Annotated in this window: 22 protein-coding genes and 1 other RNA gene; 14 read left to right on the forward strand and 9 right to left on the reverse strand. The window is 60.1% G+C overall.

Features of this window, described 5'->3' with window-relative positions; all coding sequences use genetic code 11:
• Positions 1-127 precede the first annotated feature (127 nt).
• Positions 128-224: signal recognition particle sRNA small type (ffs, locus tag BWR59_RS27855), an RNA gene on the forward strand.
• 107 nt (positions 225-331) lie between these two features.
• On the opposite strand, the gene BWR59_RS27860 is transcribed toward ffs, so the two are convergent.
• A complete protein-coding gene (locus tag BWR59_RS27860) occupies positions 332-535 on the reverse strand; it encodes a hypothetical protein (protein ID WP_081568912.1) in 204 nt (67 codons plus the stop codon).
• A 127-nt stretch (positions 536-662) separates the two neighbouring features.
• Positions 663-1,604: a LysR family transcriptional regulator gene (locus BWR59_RS27865; RefSeq protein WP_081568913.1), complete on the reverse strand. Its 942-nt coding sequence runs from the start codon at positions 1,602-1,604 to the stop codon at positions 663-665.
• A 138-nt stretch (positions 1,605-1,742) separates the two neighbouring features.
• On the opposite strand from BWR59_RS27865, the gene BWR59_RS27870 reads away from it, so the two are divergent.
• On the forward strand, positions 1,743-2,870 hold the full coding sequence (locus BWR59_RS27870) for an alkene reductase (RefSeq protein ID WP_143490968.1): 1,128 nt from the start codon (positions 1,743-1,745) through the stop codon (positions 2,868-2,870).
• A 69-nt stretch (positions 2,871-2,939) separates the two neighbouring features.
• Here the strand turns inward: BWR59_RS27870 and BWR59_RS27875 are convergent, their stop codons facing one another.
• The gene (locus tag BWR59_RS27875; RefSeq protein WP_081568914.1) at positions 2,940-4,271 is read right to left on the reverse strand and encodes a hypothetical protein; all 1,332 of its coding nucleotides are present in this window, start codon (positions 4,269-4,271) and stop codon (positions 2,940-2,942) included.
• Positions 4,272-4,567: 296 nt separating this feature from the next.
• Between BWR59_RS27875 and BWR59_RS27880 the strand changes: the two genes are divergently transcribed.
• The 8 genes from BWR59_RS27880 (at position 4,568) to acpP (ending at position 9,881) form a co-directional block, all read left to right on the forward strand.
• Positions 4,568-4,843 (forward strand): metal/formaldehyde-sensitive transcriptional repressor, encoded by a 276-nt coding sequence (locus BWR59_RS27880; RefSeq protein WP_081568915.1) that lies wholly within the window; start codon positions 4,568-4,570, stop codon positions 4,841-4,843.
• A gap of 9 nt (positions 4,844-4,852) precedes the next feature.
• Positions 4,853-5,785 carry a CDF family Co(II)/Ni(II) efflux transporter DmeF gene (gene dmeF / locus BWR59_RS27885; protein WP_081568916.1) on the forward strand — a complete coding sequence of 311 codons (933 nt, stop codon included), beginning with the start codon at positions 4,853-4,855 and terminating at the stop codon, positions 5,783-5,785.
• A gap of 165 nt (positions 5,786-5,950) precedes the next feature.
• Complete coding sequence (coaA, locus tag BWR59_RS27890; protein WP_081568917.1) at positions 5,951-6,877, forward strand: type I pantothenate kinase; 927 nt, start codon at positions 5,951-5,953, stop codon at positions 6,875-6,877.
• Positions 6,877-7,245, forward strand: a complete 369-nt coding sequence (locus BWR59_RS27895) for a Rap1a/Tai family immunity protein (RefSeq protein ID WP_081568918.1) — start codon at positions 6,877-6,879, stop codon at positions 7,243-7,245. The genes coaA and BWR59_RS27895 overlap by 1 nt, the downstream gene beginning before the upstream one ends.
• Before the next feature lie 111 nt (positions 7,246-7,356).
• Positions 7,357-7,935, forward strand: coding sequence for a TetR/AcrR family transcriptional regulator (locus BWR59_RS27900; RefSeq protein ID WP_081568919.1), 579 nt, complete (start codon positions 7,357-7,359; stop codon positions 7,933-7,935).
• A gap of 39 nt (positions 7,936-7,974) precedes the next feature.
• Positions 7,975-9,198 carry an MFS transporter gene (locus BWR59_RS27905; RefSeq protein WP_081568920.1) on the forward strand — a complete coding sequence of 408 codons (1,224 nt, stop codon included), beginning with the start codon at positions 7,975-7,977 and terminating at the stop codon, positions 9,196-9,198.
• Positions 9,199-9,302: 104 nt separating this feature from the next.
• Positions 9,303-9,596, forward strand: coding sequence for a DinB family protein (locus BWR59_RS27910; protein WP_081568921.1), 294 nt, complete (start codon positions 9,303-9,305; stop codon positions 9,594-9,596).
• 39 nt (positions 9,597-9,635) lie between these two features.
• A complete protein-coding gene (gene acpP / locus BWR59_RS27915; RefSeq protein ID WP_081568922.1) occupies positions 9,636-9,881 on the forward strand; it encodes an acyl carrier protein in 246 nt (81 codons plus the stop codon).
• Between the two features lie 88 nt (positions 9,882-9,969).
• On the opposite strand, the gene BWR59_RS27920 is transcribed toward acpP, so the two are convergent.
• The 4 genes from BWR59_RS27920 to BWR59_RS27935 form a co-directional block, all read right to left on the reverse strand.
• A complete protein-coding gene (locus tag BWR59_RS27920; RefSeq protein WP_081568923.1) occupies positions 9,970-10,806 on the reverse strand; it encodes a PhzF family phenazine biosynthesis protein in 837 nt (278 codons plus the stop codon).
• A 127-nt stretch (positions 10,807-10,933) separates the two neighbouring features.
• A complete protein-coding gene (locus BWR59_RS27925; RefSeq protein ID WP_081568924.1) occupies positions 10,934-11,419 on the reverse strand; it encodes an N-acetylmuramoyl-L-alanine amidase in 486 nt (161 codons plus the stop codon).
• A 116-nt stretch (positions 11,420-11,535) separates the two neighbouring features.
• Positions 11,536-13,245 carry an acid phosphatase gene (locus tag BWR59_RS27930; protein ID WP_081568925.1) on the reverse strand — a complete coding sequence of 570 codons (1,710 nt, stop codon included), beginning with the start codon at positions 13,243-13,245 and terminating at the stop codon, positions 11,536-11,538.
• Positions 13,246-13,459: 214 nt separating this feature from the next.
• Positions 13,460-14,233: a transporter substrate-binding domain-containing protein gene (locus tag BWR59_RS27935; RefSeq protein WP_081568926.1), complete on the reverse strand. Its 774-nt coding sequence runs from the start codon at positions 14,231-14,233 to the stop codon at positions 13,460-13,462.
• A gap of 153 nt (positions 14,234-14,386) precedes the next feature.
• Here BWR59_RS27935 and dnaX point away from each other — a divergent pair, with 153 nt between their 5' ends.
• From dnaX to recR, 4 genes are all read left to right on the forward strand, one after another.
• The gene (dnaX, locus tag BWR59_RS27940; RefSeq protein ID WP_081568927.1) at positions 14,387-16,531 is read left to right on the forward strand and encodes a DNA polymerase III subunit gamma/tau; all 2,145 of its coding nucleotides are present in this window, start codon (positions 14,387-14,389) and stop codon (positions 16,529-16,531) included.
• 66 nt (positions 16,532-16,597) lie between these two features.
• On the forward strand, positions 16,598-16,924 hold the full coding sequence (locus BWR59_RS27945) for a YbaB/EbfC family nucleoid-associated protein (RefSeq protein WP_062385680.1): 327 nt from the start codon (positions 16,598-16,600) through the stop codon (positions 16,922-16,924).
• Between the two features lie 229 nt (positions 16,925-17,153).
• On the forward strand, positions 17,154-18,182 hold the full coding sequence (locus tag BWR59_RS27950) for an NADP-dependent oxidoreductase (RefSeq protein ID WP_081568928.1): 1,029 nt from the start codon (positions 17,154-17,156) through the stop codon (positions 18,180-18,182).
• Positions 18,183-18,251: 69 nt separating this feature from the next.
• A complete protein-coding gene (gene recR / locus BWR59_RS27955) occupies positions 18,252-18,854 on the forward strand; it encodes a recombination mediator RecR (RefSeq protein WP_081568929.1) in 603 nt (200 codons plus the stop codon).
• A 119-nt stretch (positions 18,855-18,973) separates the two neighbouring features.
• Here recR and BWR59_RS27960 read toward each other — a convergent pair whose 3' ends face one another.
• Together BWR59_RS27960 and fnr are read right to left on the reverse strand one after the other, a co-directional pair.
• The gene (locus BWR59_RS27960) at positions 18,974-19,522 is read right to left on the reverse strand and encodes an adenine phosphoribosyltransferase (RefSeq protein WP_081568930.1); all 549 of its coding nucleotides are present in this window, start codon (positions 19,520-19,522) and stop codon (positions 18,974-18,976) included.
• Between the two features lie 66 nt (positions 19,523-19,588).
• A complete protein-coding gene (fnr, locus tag BWR59_RS27965) occupies positions 19,589-20,323 on the reverse strand; it encodes a fumarate/nitrate reduction transcriptional regulator Fnr (RefSeq protein ID WP_081568931.1) in 735 nt (244 codons plus the stop codon).
• Positions 20,324-20,387 lie beyond the last annotated feature (64 nt).

The raw sequence follows: 20,387 nt of genomic DNA on the forward strand, positions 1-20,387 counted from the left end.
TTGTCGGCCCCATGTGCAAGTGACTGAAGCCCATCAGATTTTTTATCTGAAACCAGAGGTTGTAACTTCGCGCCAGACCGGTACAATGGCGCGGCTCGCCGACTGGCGAGTGTCGTTATGGTGACCCCATCGGTCCCCCCGCAACGATTACCCGTGAACCTGGTCAGATCCGGAAGGAAGCAGCCACAGCGGGAACATTGTGTGCCGGGGTGTGGCTGGTGGGGTTGCCTCCAATCTCTAGCTCGCCAATTCTCGACGAGTTCTGTTCCACAAAATATCCAATACCCCAGGCAACCCGATTCATCGACCGATGAGTGTCGCCTGCTCGATTTCAAACACGTCCCCCACGCTCACTCGCAAACTGCTTCCCCTCAGCCGTGCGCTCCGCCACCACACATCCATCCTTGACCGACACATCCGCATAGCCGCGATCCCTGAGATAGAGCAGGGCGGTGAAGTCCAGCGGATTGACTCTGCACGTTGCGCCGTCGGTGAGGGTGCTGAGCAGTCGGATGGCTAACGATTCAAGCCGCATGAAGGAACGCCTCTGGTGACGTCAGTGATGATGGCGATTTGTCACCAGAGTGCGATCAGGAGTTCCATTTATTTGTGGGCTTTCAGCGATGCGGTGGTGGCTCTCTCGCTGAACGTCCAGGCCGGCATCACTCCCCGGACGTGGTCTCCCCACACATCCTCCCCTCAGGCGTCAAACCCGCCCCCAGCACCTCCAGCAGCGCGCGCACTTTCGGCAGGTTCTGTCGGCTCTTCAGCCAGATGAGGTTGATGGGCAAGCTCTGCACCGCAAGGTGAGGAAGGACTTCGATCAGTTCGCCGCTTCGCAGGTGGCGCTCCACCAGCCAGGTCGGCAGTTGGGTGATGCCCAGGCTTGCCAACGCGGCCATGAGTTGGCCTTCGCCGTCGCCAATGGCGATGCGGCCGGGCATGACGTGGCGGTCGACGTTGCCTTGTTCTCCTGCGACCGACCAGGGCGTTACGGCACCGTCGTCATGCCCATAGAGCACGCACGCATGCTGCTCGAGTTCTTGTGCCGTAGCGGGAGTGCCGTGGGCGGCGAGGTACGCGGGTGTGGCGCAGAACACCAGCCGCTGAGCGCCGAGGAATCTATGGCCCAGCAGCGCAGGCCAGGCGTCCGGGGTGCCGATGCGCACGACAATGTCGATGCCTTGGTCCACCAGATCGATGAAGCGGTCGGAGAAGGTGATATGCGGCAGCAGCAGGGGATGTTCGCGCAAAAACTCCAGCAGCAGTGGCAGTACATGCAGACGGCCGAAGGATGCGGGGAGGTCCAGCCGGACTTTACCGTGGGGCCCGGCGTTTTCGGATTTCAGTGACTGCTCGGCTTCTTCCAGGCAGCCCAGTACTTCGGCGCAGGTGCGGTAATACTGCGTCCCGGCGTCGGTCAGTGCCAGCCGGCGCGTGGTGCGGTTGAACAGTCGCGTACCCAGCCGTTGTTCAAGGCGCGCGATGCTTTTGCTGACGGCCGAGTTGGTCAGGTTCAGACGTTTGGCAGCAGCCGAAAAACTGCCCATGTTCGCCACATGGACGAATACATCGATGCCTTTGAGGTTGTCGGAAGCGTTCATCGGGTGCTCATTGGTGACGTGGATTCACATCACTTCGTAGTGAATGGCTTAAATGTTACCAAAATTCTCCAATAACCTATGCGCAACGTTGAAAGGTTCGCTGAACCGCTCGCCCTGCCCATTTGGAGACTGCATTCAATGATTGACCTGTTTGCCCCCTACGCACTCAAAGGCCTGACCCTGACCAACCGCTTCGTCATGGCCCCCATGACCCGTTCGCGAGCGCCTGAAGACATCGCCACCGAGCAGATCGCGTTGCATTACACGCAACGTGGCACCGCTGGCCTGATTGTCTCCGAAGGCACGCCGATTTCCCGCGAAGGGCAGGGTTACCTGTTCAACCCCGGCATCTTTACATCAGCGCAGATCAAGGGCTGGAAACTGGTGACCGATTCGGTGCGCAGCGTCGGCGGCCGAATGTTCGCCCAGCTGTGGCACGTGGGTCGCGTCTCCCACACCTCGATCCAGGACAACAGCAAGGCGCCGGTCAGCTCCACTGACAAACCGGCGCAAGGCGCGATTGCCTTTGGGTACACCGAAAACGGCGAGCCCGGTTTCGTTGCCACTTCCACACCTCGCGCGCTGGAAACCGATGAAGTCGCCCGCGTTGTCGAAGATTTCGCTCAGGCCGCTGCCAACGCCGTTGCAGCGGGTTTTGATGGCGTGGAAATCCACGGTGCAAACGGCTATCTGATCGAGCAGTTCCTCAACCCGCTGGTCAACGACCGGACCGATCGTTACTCGGCGAAGACCCTGGAGGATCGCCTGCGTTTCGTGTTTGAAGTGGTCGACGCCGTGGTTGCCCGCATCGGCGCGAACCGCGTGGGCATTCGTATTTCGCCCTACGGCCAGTTGTTCGACATGCCGATCTACCCGCAGATCGACGAAACCTACTCGGCGCTGTGTGCCGGTATGGGCGAGCGGGGGATTGCCTACGTGCATGTGATGGATCAGACCCACTTCTTCCTGGCCGCCGAAGGTTCGGAAAAACAGGAACAGGCGCTGCGCGAACTACTGAAGCATTGCAAATCGCAACTGGGCGACACCGCGCTGATTCTCGCCGGCGACATGACCCTTGAGCGTGCGCAGGATCTGCTGGACGCCGGCTTGATCGACCTCGCCGGTTTTGGGCAGCCGTTCATTGCCAACCCGGATCTGGTGGCGCGCCTGAAAAACGGCTGGCCGTTGACTGCTCCGGACCGTGACACCTACTACGGTGGCGGCACCAAGGGTTATGTCGACTATCCGCCGTACGAACCGGCCTGATAGCGCGATAGCCAGGCGCAGAGCCTGTCGATAGCCGACAGGCTCTGCTAGGGCGCGTTGAGCGACAATTTAGGCTGCAGGGGCCGGATCATTCCCCAACAAGGCCGCGATCGCCCGATGAGTTTCAATCCCCTCGCGAATAAGGGTGGCGAACTTGTGCATCATCTCCGGGCCGGTGTCGCTCACCAATGCGTTGCACAGCAGTTGCCGCACTGACTCGGCTTGAGGCAGTGCTTCGTCGTCGACGGCATCATCTGGCAACAACAGCGTCAACCGTTCCAGTACCTCGACCCCCGGGGTGTCCTCGTCAATGCCGAACAGCTCGTTGAATAGCATGCCCAGTGTGCCGGCTGGCTGATAGTCAGGCCTGTCCCATTTGCGAATGACGGTGCCTTCCTTCTCGATCTTTTCGAGGGTGCGGCGGATCTTTCCGGGAATGGTCGCCGTCGCCCGCACCTCGGTGTAATACACCAGCCTCGCCAGACTGGCTGCGTCCTTGACGTTCTTCCAGATCACGAACCAGATCTGTGACACGCTGTGAGTCTTCAGACTGTTGCGCAGCGTGCTTCTGATCTCGTTCAACTGCTTCTCATCGAGGTCGTGATCGAACGCCCGGCATTTGTCCAGCAGGTAGCACATGGCGTCGGCTGAAGCGAAGTCCAGCCAGAGACTGAACAGCGCAGTACTGTCGGAAAATTCCCGGGTCAGCAACACCTGCATCGCTTCTTCGCTTCGCCCGAAGTGCGCGTCCGGCGTCAGGATGTAGGGGATGTGGTGGGTGTTGACCATCAACTTTCCGTCGCGCAGGAAGTAGGTGTCCGGCGCCGCACTGCGGGGCGATTCTCGAAGGATTCCGCTGGCCCTGAGCCTGTCGATGAACGGCTTGATGTCCATCGGCGCCAACGCCTTGCAATCGCTGACCTTGAAAGCCTCGCTGGTCAGCCTTGGCGATATCGCGAAATCCAGTGCCAATAGCAGCAACACCTCGTCATCGCTCAGTTGCCCATACTCGATTGGCCCGCTGGGAAGGCCATCGATATACGCATTGAGTTGCAACTCCAGCGCAGCAGCGGCGGCTGCTTGCTCGGCACGTTTCTGCTGTGCGTGAGCGTCTGCGCAGTCAGTGCAGGGGTGGTAGGACTTCTGCAAATATTTTTTGACCGCCGAGCGGCTTTTTACCTCCATTGGCGCATCGCAATAGGGGCAGATCAGGTTTTCGTCGTAGGCGCGGCATAGTTGGCGAATATGGGCAGCAAGGGTTCCGCTGTGGGTGATGTGGCGGAATGGCACGAGGTCGATGACTTTCTCCTCAAACTCCCCGGTTTCAGTCATGGCCCAATAACGGACAGCCAGTTGCCTTTCCTCGGGATCATCGGTCATCAGTTCGAGCTTTACGGTCATGGGTGGGTCAATCCATTTTTCGATAGGGTTTGAGAGGCAGCGGGGAGCCGGCTTTACGCAGCGACTCCCCCTGCCCATGGCAGAAAAATGCCGTAACTGCGGGGCGCATGATGAGCGGCCGTGAGGCTGGGCGATGTAGGCGAAGGCGGGGGGAGTTTGTAGGGGGATTCCTGGAATCTGTGCCGTAACAGATTTGGCTGACGATCCATGTCAGTGTTTGCGGCTGATAAAACGGCCTTGTTTGCGCAGCGACTTAAGCCCATCATGCTTTGATATATAGGTAGGGGGGGTATGGTATGGCGCATTTACACGCCGAGAAGGACGATTTGCTCAAACGCGTCCGGCGCATCGCCGGCCAGGTCCAGGCAATCGAGCGGGGCCTGGAGTCCGATACGGACTGCGCCAAGACGTTGCATCTGGTGGCAGCGACGCGTGGAGCGATCAATGGATTGCTGGATCAAATCATCGAGGCTCATGCGCGAGAGCACGTGGCTCATCCGGGCTTGAGCGACGAGGAACGGGCGCAAGGTCTCGACGATCTGCTCGAAGCCATTCGCCGCTATTCGAAATAAGGAGGCGTTATGGCCCTTGCAAAGAATCACTCCCACGAACACGTCTTCCTCAGCGCCTCTCACGATGACAATGCCCGTCGCACGCGATGGGTAGTGGTACTGACATTGGTGATGATGGTTGGCGAAATCGCTGCCGGTTATGTGACCGGCTCCATGGCCTTGCTGGCTGATGGCTTTCACATGGCGACTCACGCCGGGGCCTTGGGGATTGCGGCGGCCGCCTACTCGTTCGCACGGCGCAACGCCAATAACAGTCGTTTCAGTTTCGGCACCGGCAAGGTCGGCGATCTGGCGGGCTTCGCTTCAGCGTTGATCCTGATGCTGGTGGCGCTGGGCATCGGCGTGGAATCGCTGATCCGTCTGTTTCAACCGACGCAAGTGGCCTTTGGCGAAGCAACGCTGATCGCGGTGGTGGGCCTGCTGGTCAATATCGTCAGCGCGCTGGTGTTGTCGGGTGGTCATCCCGCTCATCAACACGACCATCATGATCACGGCCATCGTCACGCCCATGGCCATTCCCATGGCGGGGACAACAACCTGCGTTCGGCCTACGTGCATGTCCTGGCCGATGCCTTGACGTCGGTGCTGGCCATCGCGGCCCTGCTGGCCGGGCGTTATCTGGGGTGGGTCTGGTTGGATCCGGTGATGGGTATTGTCGGCGCGGCGGTTATTGCCAAGTGGTCTGTCGGCCTGATCAGGCAAAGCGCCAACGTGCTGCTGGATGTCACCGACGATCAGGTTGCCGAAGAAATTCGCGACGTGCTACAAGCGGACGGCGATGTGCAGATTACCGATTTGCACGTCTGGAAGGTCGGTCCAGATGCCCGCGCGGCGATTGTCAGTGTGTTGGCGAAAGTCGAGGTGACCGCCGATGCGATTCGCGAGCGCCTGAGCGTGGTGCATGAGGTCTCGCATTTGACCATCGAGTATCGAATCGCTTGATCAGTCGTCTTTCAACCCCGGTTATCCAGCGCTTTTTGAGGCGCTGGGGCTACATCGATTCAGCCAATAATGCGTGGTAAATCAAAGAAATCTGCCCGGTTTTTGGGTCAATAAGATAGTCTTCGCACCATTGTCGACACGGACACCCGGATTGGAAGGCTATAGATGGCGCCTGATGACTATCTCGTAATGACCAGCAAGGAGTGGGCGGGGCTGCGTGCCAGCACACCGCTGACTTTGTCCGAAGAAGACCTGGCGGCGTTACGAGGCGTAAACGAAGATATTTCCCTGGAAGATGTCGTCAACATCTATCTCCCCTTGTCCCGTTTGATCAATCTGCATGTCAGTGCCGCGCGCAATCTGGCGAGCATCAAGGACACTTTCCTCGGGCGTCCGGCGAAAAAACAGACCTATGTGGTGGCGGTGGCGGGCAGCGTTGCCGTGGGCAAAAGCACCTTCGCCCGGGTATTGCAGGCGCTGATGGCGCGCTGGCCGGATCACCCCCGGGTCGATCTGGTCACCACGGACGGCTTTCTGCACCCCAACGCAAAGCTCAACAGCGACGGGATCATGCATCGCAAGGGCTTCCCGGAGAGCTACGATCGCAAGCGCATGGTCACCTTTCTGTCGGACCTGAAGGCGGGCATTCCCGAAATCAGCGCGCCGGTCTACTCGCACATCAGTTACGACATCGTGCCGGACAAATTCGTCAAGATCAGCCAGCCGGACATCCTGATCTTCGAAGGCCTGAACGTGCTGCAGACCGAAGGCAACGACGGCCAGAAACCCGGCAGCATCGTTTCGGACTTCTTCGATTTCTCGATCTATCTGGACGCCGACGAAAGCGACATCGAGCGCTGGTACGTCGAGCGCTTCCTGATGTTGCAACGCACAGCATTCCGCGCCCGCGGCGCCTACTTCCGTGAACTCGCCGACCTGCCGCCGGAAAAATCCCCGGATGCCGCGCGCAAGATCTGGGGCGACATCAACCGGCCGAACCTTCTGGAAAACATCCTGCCGACGCGCGAGCGCGCGAGCCTGGTGGTGCGCAAGGCTTCGGATCATTCGGTGAAGGAATTGTGGTTGCGTTGATGATCAGGCTTTTTGCCGGGGTTTCAGGGTTGCTGGCGTTGTGCTTCAGCGCCGTAGCCCTGGCCGATGGCAACAAATTGCTGCTCGAATGTAAGGACGGCATCACCAGCATGAGCGGTGGGGTGGCCAAAAATCCGGTAGGGATTGGCCATTGCGTGGGCGTGTTGCAGGCGACCATGGATACTCTGGACCTCTTTCATGAAGCCGGAGGCACGCCGAAGCTGGTCTGCGTACCCGAAGGCGGGATCCCGATGATTCAGTCGATGCGCATCGTTGTTCAGGCCCTCGAAGAGCACCCGCAGAGCCTGCATCTCAATGAGTCAGTGCTGGTGGTGTCCGCGCTGAAGAACGCCTTCCCCTGCCAGTAACTCGCTACCTCCTGTAGCCCTCCGTTCGTCGCGGGAATAAATCCGTGCTGGTTTTTCCTGGTCACGAGTCTATCCTTACCGGTCAGTACAGTTAGATTCAAGGACCGTCCCATGCCCACGACGCGAGACTTCACCGCCAACCATCAAAAGCTGATCGACGCTGCCTCCGCGCTGTTTTTCCGTGACGGCATCAACGCCACCGGGATCGCGGCCGTGGCCGAATTCGCCGGAATGTCGAAGATGACGCTGTACGCGCACTTCGCGTCCAAGGACGAGCTGATCGTGGCGTTTCTCGACAAGCGCAATGAGCGCTGGGAAGCGGCAGTGCAGCAGTCTATGGCGGCCAGCGAAGCGCCAGCCGACAAGTTGTTGGGCCTGTTCGATCTGCACCGCCAGTGGCTACGTGAAGGCGGGTTGCGTGGGTGCCCGTACGTGAACTCGGCGGCGGAGTTTCCGGACCGTGCTCATCCAGTGCGCCTGGCGGTGGATCGACACAAGCGTGGCGTGAAACAGCACCTGTTGGACCTCGCCGAAATGGCCGGACTCTCCGATCTGCAGACGCTGGTCACTCGATTGTTCCTGCTGTTGGAAGGGGCGTTTCTCACCGGCGCTCTGGAAAACGATGACAGCGTCTTTCTGGTGGCGCGGGGTTTGGCCGCTGAGCTGATTCAGGCGGCGCAACCTGCGTAACGCCTGTTCTTTTCTCACCTTCAAGAAAGGAAGCGGACGATGCGTATCAATATTCTGATTGTGGTGCTGCTGACCGGCCTGGTGGCCGCGACCTTCGGTTTCGGGATCTACCTTTTCGCGCAACTGGTGCCGGATATGCGCGCCAGCCTGGGATTCGACATTTCCTATGTCGGCACCATCACCGCGTCAGGGCAGTTCGGCTTTCTGGTCTGTGCGCTGCTGGCGGCCTGGCTCACGCCTCGGGTCGGTGGGGGCTGGGTGATTTTCGGCTCCGGTGCCGTCTGTGCGGTAGCGCTGCTGCTGATTCCGCTGACCCACAACATCGTGCTGATCGGCGCGCTGCTGACCGTGTTGGCGGGCACTGCCGCGACTGTATTCGTGCCGATGGTCGATGTGATTTCCCGCGTCGTTGCCTACCAGTATCGCGGCATGGCCATGGGGCTGGTGTCCAGCGGGACCAGTTATGGCGTGTTCATCAACAGCCTGCTGGTGCCTTTGTATGCGCCCCGGGGCGAGTGGCCCATGGTGTGGTGGATCGTTGGATTGATTACCGTCGTATTGTCAGTCGCAGTGATGGTGGTATTCAGCCGTGCACGGTTGTTCGAGAGAAATACAGATGCGGCCGAACAGCGTGAATCCGAGGCTGGCATGGGCAAGAAGGCATTGATGCAGCCTTGGGTGCTGACGGTCTGGACCATGAACTTTCTGCTCGGCTTCTCGACCTTTCCTTTCCAGAATTACCTGTCGTCCTACCTGCGCACGGAGCTGAATTTCGGCGTGGCCTACACCGCGCAGATTTGGGCCAGCATCGGTTTTGTCGGCATGTTCGCCGGCCTCGCCGTGGGCTGGCTGTCCGATCGCACTGGCCTGCGAGCGGCGATGCTGTTGGTGTATGCCTGTGTGGCGGGGGCAGCGTTGATTTTCGTCGTGCATCCGGTCGGTTACTGGCCACTGCTGGCGGGTGTTCTGTTTGCCGTGGCGTTCTATCCGATCTTCGGACTGATTCCGGCATACGTCTCGAAGATGGCCAGCAGTGCGGCGCTGGCGGTGACCATCTTCGGGGTCGCCAACATCCTGCAGGGCGTCGGCGGCATGATCGGCAATTTCTGTGCGGGCGTGCTGGCGAGCTTCGACGGCTCATTCGTTGGCGTGTACGTTGCCATCGGCCTCATCGCGGTTTTGCTGGCGATGCTCACACTTCGTTTGCCAAGAGAGGGCGCCGAGGTGCTTGAGGTCGGAGCGGTGCCTTGCGCGAACAACTGAATACGCAGCGAGTCTTCGCTTGTTCAAATAGACCAATCCCACGGAAAACAGGGACTATCATTGCTTGACCATTCCTCGCTCCGGCAGCGCTCAGGAGGTCAATCATGATCAACGTGCGAACCGCCCACATGCTGGCGCATTACAAACAATGGGCGGACGAACAGATGTTTACCAGCGTCGCCTCGCTTCCCCCGGGCGAAGCGACCAGGGAGCGGGTCACCGTGTTCAAGAACATGGTCGGCTGTCTCAATCATATCTACGTGGTCGACCGAATCTGGCAGGCGCATCTGGAAGGGCGCGAGCACGAATTCAAGACGCGCTTTGAAGTGCCGTATCCCGAGGTGTTCGCTATATCGTTAATTTCGAATGCATCTAATGGTTTATTCACGGTGGGATAGGCTTTGATTAATAAGTCCAATTAACCGCTGAGGTGTGAAATGACCAGGAATGAAATCGAAACTAAGATGCGCGAGATTGTGAGCACTCAGCTAGGGATAAATTCGGAAGAGATCGTATCAGAAGCAAGTTTCGTTGACGATTTAGATGCCGACTCACTGGGCTCAGTTGAGTTGGTTCTAAGTGTGCAAGAGGAGTTCGAGATTTCTGTCCCCGATGACGCCGTGTCTAAAATTATCACTTTCAAAGACGCGATAGACCTCATCGAAAAGCTTAGTGCTAAATGAACTCCTAGCAACAGAACTTTTTTCTCGAACCAGGGCGACCGGGGATGAGGCCGGCACCGAAACTTCGGGACCGGCATTCTACTGCTACTTAAAGCGTCACACTCCCCGAAACGCACTTCTGCACATCCCCACCCACCCAGATCCGCTCGCCAATCTGTTCGACACTGACCCGCCCGCGATGCCCCAGTACAGTACCCTGGCGAGCGGTGTATTTCCTCGGCGCAAGGCCCGCCGGAATCATCCATTGCGCGAGAGTGGCATTCAGGCTTCCTGTCACGGGATCTTCTGCGTTGAGGTCACCGGTCAGCGCGCGAACTTCGAAATCGGCTTCGGCGTCAGGCCCGGTCCACGGTGCGACGATACCTACATTCAGGCCTTTGAGCGCGACGTAGTCCGGGCGGATGGCCAGGACTTCTTCACGGCTGGCCAGCATGACCGCGACCCAGCCCGGCCCATTGTCTGCCCACTGGCTGCCGACGATTTGCTCGGGCTTTACGCCCAACCCGGTGGCGAGGCGTTGCAGGATGTCGTGCTCAACCGGGCCGCTGCGCAACAGCGGCGGGGCAGCGAACGCCAGACGCGAGCCGTCGCGGCGGATACGTACCAGGCCCGCGCCGCATTCCTGAATCACTTCATCGGCTTTGGCGATGCCACCGTTGTCGAGCCAGACGAAGCAACTGCCCAGCGTCGGGTGGCCGGCGAAGGGTAGCTCGCGGGTAGTGGTGAAGATACGCACTCGGTAATCGGCGTCCGGGTGCTTGGGACTCAGCAGGAATGTGGTTTCACTGAGGTTGGTCCAGCGTGCGAAGGCGGCCATTTGTGCGTCGGACAAATCGTCGGCCCCGGTCACCACCGCGAGCGGATTACCTTCGGTTGCCGCGCTGGAAAATACATCGACCTGCTGGAACTTGAACGTCTGAGGCATGGCTCTCTCCTGATTGTGCTGTAGGACGCAGCCACTCTAAGGAGGCGAAACAGCGCTGTATATGCACAGATCCCCGCTCATTCACGCTGAATGTGTGTGGTCGGAAGAGGCCATGTCTGGGTTGGGGTTACTGGGTTCTCAGCCAGGTCGAAATGTCGAACGACGGGCACGCCTTGATGAATTCATTGGGGGTGATTTTGCCGTCGCCATTTTTGTCGGGTGACAGGTCGCGATGGCCGAGAATGCGAGCGTTGGGATAGCGGGTTTGCAGTTGATCGAGCAGCTCTTTCAGAGCCTCGAATTGCGCCTGCGTGAAGTTGCTTTCCGGCTTGCCCGCCGCATTGATGCCGCCCACCAGGCAAATGCCGACAGATTGTGCGTTGTGCCCTTTGACGTGGGCGCCAATGGCGGTTTCCGGGCGACCGGTTTCCACCTCGCCGTTGCGGCGGATGACGTAGTGATAACCCACGGTGTCGAACCCGCGCTGACGATGCCATTGGGTGACTTCCCGTACGCCGATGTCCTGGGTAGGGCGGGTGGCTGAACAGTGCACGACGAGGAATTCGGTGGTGGTGCGGTATTGCGGAACGTAAGTGGCTGTTGTCGCGTTCATGGTGTTGCGTCCTTGCAGGATGAGTTGAGTCCTGAAAGGAATATAAAAGGGTGCAACGGGTCAACGCGGCAAGCGTTGCAGAACGTCTCGGCGACGCTCTGCAATGCTCATTTTACTCAGGCAGGGAAATGCAGTGCGTTGGTCAGATCGCCCATTGGCGCCTGGCCGCGCGCCACCATGGCATTGTCGCGTTCGACGATGCCATCGAGTTTTTCCAGGCCATGCACGCGGGTGATCAGGCGCAGGATCGAGGCCGTGTCGTAGACGGTGTGGTCTACCGTGCCCTTGCGCGCGAACGGCGAGATGACGATGGCCGGAATGCGTGTGCCCGGCCCCCAGCGATCGCCTTTTGGCGGCGCCACGTGGTCCCACCAGCCACCGTTCTCGTCGACGGTCACCACGATCACCATGTTTTTCCATTGCGGGCTGTTGCGCAGAACCTTCACAGCGCGGTCGATGTGGCGATCCCCGGCAGCGACGTCGGCGTAACCGGCGTGCATGTTCAGGTTGCCCTGGGGTTTGTAGAAGGTCACCGCAGGCAGCTTGCCCGCTTCAGCGTCGGCGAGGAATTTGTTGGTCGCCGATTCATCGCCCAGGCCGCCGTCGCGCAGGTGCTTGTTACGCTCGGCAGGGTTTTCCGGGCCAAGGCGCTTGAAGTAGTTCAGCGGCTGGTGGTGGTACTGAAAGTTCGGAATCTTGGGAATGCCCGCCGAGTCCTTGTAGGCGTCCAGCGTCACCTGCCAGGCGCCCGAGTACCAGGCCCAGTCGACGTTCTTCTTCGACAGCTTGTCGCCGATGTGGTCGTGGGTCTGCGGCACCAGTACGTTGGCCAGGTTCGGTTGTGAATAGTCGGGGTTGTCCTTGTCGCGCAACCAGGTCGGCCAGTAGGGCGGGGCCATGGTGTTGACCGCGTAGCCATCCGGGGTCAGCAGGCTGGGGCCGAATTGGGGTGGACCCGTCATGGCGCTGGCCGGGGATTTCTCCAGCGGCTTGAGACGAGTCTCCAGTGGGTCGTCGCTTTCCAGCGTGGCAATTTGCGATTTGGCGGGTGAATTGACCGCGTCGGGATAGAACGGCACTTTGGCCGACACCAGATACTGGTGATTGAGGAACGAGCCGCCGAAAGCCCCCTGGAAGAAGTTGTCGCAGAGCACGAACTCTTTGGCGACGTCCCACAGGCGCAGGGAATATTGGGCTTGGCCGTAATGGCCCATGGTCAGGCTGCCCGAGTCAGCCCAGGCGACGAAACCGTCGTTCTTGCCGCCGTTGATCTGCATCTGGTTCTGGTAGAACACGTGCCACAGATCGCGGGTCACGACACTCAGCGGCAGGTCTTCTCCGCTTGGGCCTTTGAGGGCGTACGGCGCATTGGGCAGGTTTTCCTGGTATTGCACGCCGGTGGCGTAGGTCACGCCGTCGACGTTTTGCGGGCCGACCTGGCAGATGCCACCCCAACATTGCGGCAGGTTTTCCAACACTTTGCCGTCACGATCACGCTGGCGATAATTTTCTGGCTTGACTGCCGACAGGGGTTTTTCCACTCCGGGGAAGTTGGCGAACAGGTTGTTGAAACTGCGGTTCTCGCCGTAAATCACCACGATGGTCTTGACGTTGTCCTGCAGCGCCACGTCCAGTTCCGGACCGCTGAGGGTGGTTTCAAGGGCGGTGGGCTGGCCGCCACCTGCCGACTCGCTGGCGGCGACCACGCTGCTTAACGTCGCGCCCGCGCCAAGCACGGCAACGCCACCGAGGAAGCGGCGACGGCTGGAATCAGTAGGTGAATCGGTGGAGTTCTCGTTGGCGGGATTTTGTTTTTTGTCGCTCATCACGGCTCCTGCTGCGGGATTTGAGGTGTTACTAATTATGTCGACGGAGCCTAATCTCGCAATGTGACATTAATGCGACAGTCGTAAACGCCTGTGCCAGAGCCTTTTCCGGATAGTTCGTAGATCCCTGTAGCCGTCCTGCTTGTCGGCGCAATGGCGTTAGAAACCGCAACCGCCGGCAAGCCGTGCCGCTACGGGTCGCACTTTTCTGGTTTCAAGGCTGTGCCGCAGGCCCATCGGGTGGCAGCCCGGACACCGTGTTGTAACGACTCATGATCCGGTCTATCTCGCCAGACATGCGCATGCGCAGCAAAATCCGCATCAGCTTCTGTGCGGGGATCTGCGTGTCATTGCGCACGATGCACCCCACCGGCTGCTCGTCGATCACCGCCACGCCGCGCAGTTGCTGGTCTTCAGGCAGGTTGCGGTTGAACCAGTCCAGCGACCATTGATTGCCCACGGCATAACGATAACGGTGGATTTGCAGCTTCTGCAGAACCTGAACTTCGCTGCGCGCGTCATCCCGGCGCAGACGATGACTGTCGAAAGCCGATTGAAGGGTGGGGTAGGCGTAACCGAGCACCGTGCCAATGGTTTCGCCGGTCAGGGTCTCCGGCGCTCTGGGGGTGGCATTCTCGGGCGTACTGATCAGCAGATCGCGCTGGATCAACAGCGGCAGGCTCCAAGTGTAGTCTCCGGACAGGTTGGGCATCCACGACTGCGCCGCATAACAGCGCACGTCGATGGCGCCGCGTTCCAGCGTGCGTTGCACGCGCTGGATCGGCACCACGCGATATTCCGCCGACAGCTTCGCCTGCGCCGCCATGCTTTGCATGATGTCGAAGATAATCCCGCCGGTCGGCTGATGGTCATCGAGCTGCACCAGCGGCATCGACCAGGCATCGGCAATCGAGAATCGCAGCGGTGTGTCCTCGGCCCACACGGCCCCGCTCATCAGCAATAAAGCGCTCAGTGTCAGCAGACGCATGAGGTCCCCCGGGTGAGCTGAAGTGCTATTGGGCAGTGCTGGCAGTCTAGCGGCAGATCGTTTATATGCGTGCGTTCATATTGCCCGGATGCAATTTTGCCCCCGCTCCGCTAGCATTAGCGGTCTTCCGCAACCCAGTCGCGACGGTTTTCAATGAGTTATCAGGTTCTTGCACGTAAATGGCGTCCGCGCTCGTTCCGCGAAATGGTCGGCCAGACCCATGTGCTCAAGGCCTTGATCAACGCGCTGGACAGCCAGCGCCTGCACCATGCCTATTTATTCACGGGTACGCGCGGGGTCGGCAAGACCACCATCGCGCGAATCATCGCCAAATGCCTGAACTGTGAAACCGGTATCACTTCCTCGCCCTGCGGCGAATGTTCGGTGTGCCGGGAGATCGACGAAGGCCGTTTCGTCGACCTGATCGAGATCGACGCCGCGAGCCGCACCAAGGTCGAAGACACCCGCGAGCTGCTGGACAACGTGCAATATGCCCCGAGTCGCGGGCGCTTCAAGGTCTACCTGATCGACGAAGTGCACATGCTCTCCAGCCACTCGTTCAACGCCTTGCTCAAGACGCTGGAAGAGCCGCCGCCGTACGTCAAGTTCATCCTCGCGACCACCGACCCACAGAAACTGCCAGCCACGATTCTTTCGCGCTGCCTGCAGTTTTCCCTGAAAAACATGACGCCCGAGCGTGTGGTCGAGCACCTGACCCACGTTCTGGGCGCTGAAAACATTCCGTTCGAAGACGACGCATTGTGGCTGCTGGGCCGTGCGGCCGACGGTTCGATGCGCGACGCCATGAGCCTGACCGATCAGGCGATTGCCTTCGGTGAGGGCAAAGTGCTGGCGACCGATGTGCGGGCCATGCTCGGCACGCTGGATCATGGCCAGGTCTACGACGTGCTCACCGCGCTGATCGACGGCGATGCGCGCAGTCTGCTGGAGGCCGTTCGTCATCTGGCCGAGCAGGGCCCGGACTGGAGCGGCGTGCTCTCGGAAATCCTCAACGTGCTGCACCGTGTCGCCATCGCTCAGGCACTGCCCGAGGGCGTCGACAACGGTCATGGCGACCGCGACCGGGTGTTGGCCCTGGCTCAGGCGTTACCTGCCGAAGACGTGCAGTTCTATTACCAGATGGGCCTGATCGGGCGTCGCGATCTGCCGCTGGCACCGGACCCGCGTGGCGGCTTCGAGATGGTCCTGCTACGTATGTTGGCGTTCCGTCCGGCCGACAGCGAAAACGCGCCGAGACAACCGTTAAAGTCAGTGGGGATCAACCCGGCCACGGTTGATTCCCAGACAACGGTGGCCGGCGCAGCACCTGTTGCACCGACTCCAGCGCTCACACAGGCCGCCGTGGCGCCAGCGCCCGCACCCGTGATGGCAATGCCGGCGCCCGTCGTACCTGTCGCGCCAGCCTATGCGCCTGCGCCAGCGGTGGCCGAAGAGGTCGACCTGCCGTGGAACGAGCCCAAGGCTGCGCAACCGGTCAGCGCCGCTGAGCCCGAGCCTGCCGTGGCGCCTGTCGTCGAAGAGATCCCCGAGCCCGTGCTCGACACCGTCGCCGAGCAGCCAGAGCTGACGCCGATGCCGACCCCGGCTCCGGCGAGTCCCGTGCCCGACGCGCCGGAAGTCGAGTCCCAGGAGCAAGTGCAGGCCGCCGCCGATGTGGTCACGCAGGCCATGCTCGAACACGTGCCCGACGCTGCGCCTTACGTGCCGGCGCCGATGGAGCGCGACGACGAGCCGCCTCCGGACGACGACTATTACGAGCCGGATATCGACATTGACCCGGCCTCGTTCGCCTACCTTGACGACCTGGCCCACGAAGCCGTGGAAGCGGTGGAGAAAGAGCCTGAGTTGCTGCCCGCCGCCAAGCCCGCCACGGGCCTCGCCGCCGACTGGCTGGACCTGTTCCCGAAATTGCCGATTTCCGGCATGACCGGCAGTATCGCCGCCAACTGCACATTGATTGCGGTGGATGGCGACAACTGGCTGCTGCACCTGGATCCGGCGCACAGCGCGTTGTTCAACTCGACGCAACAGCGCCGATTGAACGACGCGCTGAACCAATACCATGAACGCACCATCAACCTGAGTATCGAGCTGATCAAGCCCGAGCAGGAAACCCCGGCCCAGGCGGCGGCGCGTCGGCGAGCCGATCGTCAGCGTCAGGCCGAGGCGTCGATTCAGTCGGACCCGTTCATCCAGCAGATGTTGCAACAGTTCGGTGCCATCATCCGCGAGGATACGATCGCTCCCGTAGATGCTCCGGTTGCGCAAACCCCTTAATGACCGCGAGGCGCTAAGCTGATTTGGCGCCGCGCAATGAACCATCGACTTTCGAGGAGAACTCCCATGATGAAAGGTGGCATGGCTGGCCTGATGAAGCAGGCTCAGCAAATGCAGGAAAAAATGGCCAAGATGCAGGAAGAACTGGCCAATGCCGAAGTGACCGGCCAATCGGGCGCAGGCCTGGTGAGCGTGGTGATGACCGGTCGTCACGACGTCAAGCGCGTCAGCCTGGACGACAGCCTGATGCAGGAAGACAAGGAAATCCTGGAAGACCTGATCGCCGCCGCCGTCAACGACGCCGTGCGCAAGATCGAAGCCGCCAGTCAGGAAAAGACCGCCAGCATGACTGCCGGCATGCAGCTGCCTCCAGGCATGAAGCTGCCGTTCTGATTCAGCAGTTTGCGCAGCATCCAATGCCAGGCCTCGTGCCTGGCATTTTTTTTATGGGCTCAAGACGCTGACCCAGGATCGTACGAAACCTTCCAGGAACTGTCGGAGGTTTCGACGGCGTGTGGTGCCTATCGCAGAATGATGTATCTAATATCACTGCCCACATCCGACCGAACGCTGCCAGACGGCTACGGTCTGCTTTCTATAGCCATTAAAGGAGCCGCTCCCGATGTCGCAAGAATTGATCCTCAACCAGCGTATCGTCCTCGCCTCCCGTCCTCAGGGCGCACCGACGCCGGAGAACTTTCGGCTCGAACGCGAGGCCTTGCCTGACCTGCAGGACGGTGAGGTGCAACTGCGCACACTCTATCTGTCCCTCGACCCGTACATGCGTGGACGCATGAGCGATGCGCCGTCCTACGCGCCGCCGGTCGAAATCGATGCGGTCATGGAGGGAGGGGCGGTCAGCGTAGTCGAGCAGTCGCGCAATGCATCGTTCAAGGAAGGCGATCTGGTAGTCGGGCAGACCGGCTGGCAGACCCACAGCATCTCTGACGGCAAGAATCTGATGTCGGTGCCCAAAGACATTCCCGATTCGTCGATGGCGGTGGGCGTACTGGGCATGCCGGGTATCACCGGTTACATGGGGTTGATGAACATCGGTCAGCCCAAGTCTGGTGAAACTCTGGTGGTGGCAGCAGCATCCGGCGCGGTGGGTTCGGTGGTCGGGCAAGTCGCCAAGTTGCATGGCCTGCGCGTGGTTGGCATTGCCGGCGGCATCGATAAATGCCGCTATGCCATGGACGAACTGGGCTTTGACGCCTGCATCGATCACAAGAGCGAGCACTTCGCCGACCAACTGAGCGAAGCCTGTCCCAGTGGCATCGATATCTATTTCGAACTGGTTGGCGGCAAGGTCTTCGAAGCCGTTCTGCCACTGCTCAACGAGCATGCGCGAGTGCCGCTGTGTGGGCTGATTGCGCAATACAACGCGCAGCGTCTGCCAGACGGGCCCAACCATCTGCCGCTGCTGATGCGTACGCTGCTGACCAAACGCGCGAAGATTCAGGGCTTCATCGTTTACGAGGAGTACTACCACCGCCTGGATGAATTCATGCAAGCCATGGTGCCGCTGGTGAAGGACGGCAAGGTCAAGTTCCGCGAGGATGTGGTGGAAGGCCTGGAACATGCGCCGGATGCGTTCATCGGCATGCTTGAAGGGAAGAACTTCGGCAAGCTGGTGGTGAAGGTGTCGTAAGCGTTATTTGACGCTAATGGGAGGCGCGGGTATAAACCGCGTCTCGTGTATTTGTCGGACCTTTCTCGAATGAGCTTCAGCCCCCTGATTCGCCAGTTGATCGACTCCCTGCGCATTTTGCCCGGCGTCGGTCAGAAAACCGCCCAGCGCATGGCGTTGCAGTTGCTCGAGCGCGATCGCAGCGGCGGCTCGCGTCTGGCGCAGGCCTTGAGTCAGGCGATGGAAGGCGTTGGCCATTGCAAACAATGCCGCACGCTCACCGAAGAAGAGCTGTGTCCACAGTGTTCCGACACGCGCCGGGATGACACGCTCCTGTGCGTGGTGGAAGGGCCGATGGATGTGTATGCGGTGGAGCAGACCGGCTATCGCGGACGCTATTTCGTGCTCAAGGGGCATTTGTCGCCGCTCGACGGTCTGGGGCCTGAGGCGATCGGCATCCCGCAGTTGATGGCACGGATCGAAGAACAGGGCTCGTTTACTGAAGTGATCCTGGCCACCAACCCGACCGTGGAAGGTGAGGCGACCGCGCATTACATCGCTCAGTTGCTGACCAACAAGGGCCTGGTGACTTCCCGCATCGCCCATGGCGTTCCACTGGGTGGCGAACTTGAGCTGGTGGATGGCGGCACGCTGGCGCATTCGTTTGCCGGGCGTAAGCCGATACAGCTTTAAGCACCAGTGATCGTCATCCGGATCAAACGTGGCCTGTAGCCGTCCGGCTTGCCGGCGGTCGCGATTTCAAAGGCGCCATCGCCAGCAAGCCGGACTGCATCGGGTTTCACCACGAGGTGTTACTTGTCGGTCAGGGCGAACTGCGTCAGGCAGAACGTCGGGATTTCCATATCCTGCAAGCGCTGCGAACCACCCAGCTCAGGCAAGTCGATGATCGCGGCCGCTTCGTGAACCTTGGCGCCCATGCGGCGGATCAGGTTGGCCGCAGCGATCAGCGTGCCGCCGGTGGCGATCAGGTCATCGAACATCACCACCGAGTCGCCGTCGCACAGGCTGTCGGCGTGAACCTCCAGAAACGCCTCGCCGTATTCGGTCTGATAACCCTCGGCCAGCACATCGGCTGGCAGTTTGCCCTGCTTGCGGAACAGCACCAGCGGCTTGTTCAGTTCGTAGGCGATGATCGAGCCAATCAGAAAGCCCCGCGCATCCATCGCGCCGACGTGGGTGAATTCCGAGTCGATGTAACGCTGCACGAAGCTGTCCATCACCAGGCGCAAGGCCTTGGGCGACTGAAACAGCGGGGTGATGTCACGGAAGATGACGCCGGGCTTGGGGAAGTCCACCACCGGGCGGATCAAGGACTTGAAGGTAAATTCGTCGAAAATCATCAAAAGGTCTCGGGCAGGAGATACGCGCAAAGAGCGTAGTCTAAGCCTGCCCGGACCGTATCGCCATCAGCTTTCCAGCGAACCACCGGCCAGCGCGCACAGCTGAATGGGGTCAAGGATGTGGATTTCCTTGCCTTCAGCGGCGATCAGTTGGTTTTGCTGAAAGCGGGTGAAGACCCTGGAAACCGTTTCCACCGCCAGCCCCAGGTAATTGCCGATTTCGTTGCGCGACATGCTCAGGCGGAACTGGTTGGCGGAAAAACCCCGCGCGCGAAAGCGAGCCGACAGGTTGACCAGAAACGTCGCAATGCGCTCGTCGGCGGTCTTTTTGGACAGCAACAGCATCATCTGTTGGTCGTCGCGGATTTCCCGGCTCATGACCCGCATCAGCTGTCGACGCAATTGCGGCAATTGAACTGACAATTCGTCCAGGCGTTCGAAGGGAATTTCGCAGACCGACGTGGTCTCCATCGCCTGAGCGGACACCGGGTAAGCCTCGGCATCCATCCCCGACAACCCCACCAGTTCACTGGGCAGATGGAAACCAGTGAGCTGTTCCTCGCCGCTGTCGCTGAGACTGAACGTCTTCAGAGCGCCAGAGCGCACGGCGTAGACCGAGTCAAAAGCATCGCCCTGGCGAAACAGGAATTCGCCTTTTTTCAGTGGCCGGCCGCGTTTGACGATTTCGTCCAGTGCATCCATGTCTTCCAGGTTCAATGAAAGCGGGAGGCACAACGGGGCCAGGCTGCAATCCTTGCAGTGAGCCTGGGTATGAGCACGCAACTTTACTGGCTCAGACATCGGGTAATTCCTTGTAAGAAAACACACATAAGTCGTAAGGGTAACGCACGGATTAACCCTGCGA

The sequence above is a fragment of the Pseudomonas sp. Bc-h genome (genome assembly GCF_002080045.1).
GTDB lineage: Bacteria > Pseudomonadota > Gammaproteobacteria > Pseudomonadales > Pseudomonadaceae > Aquipseudomonas.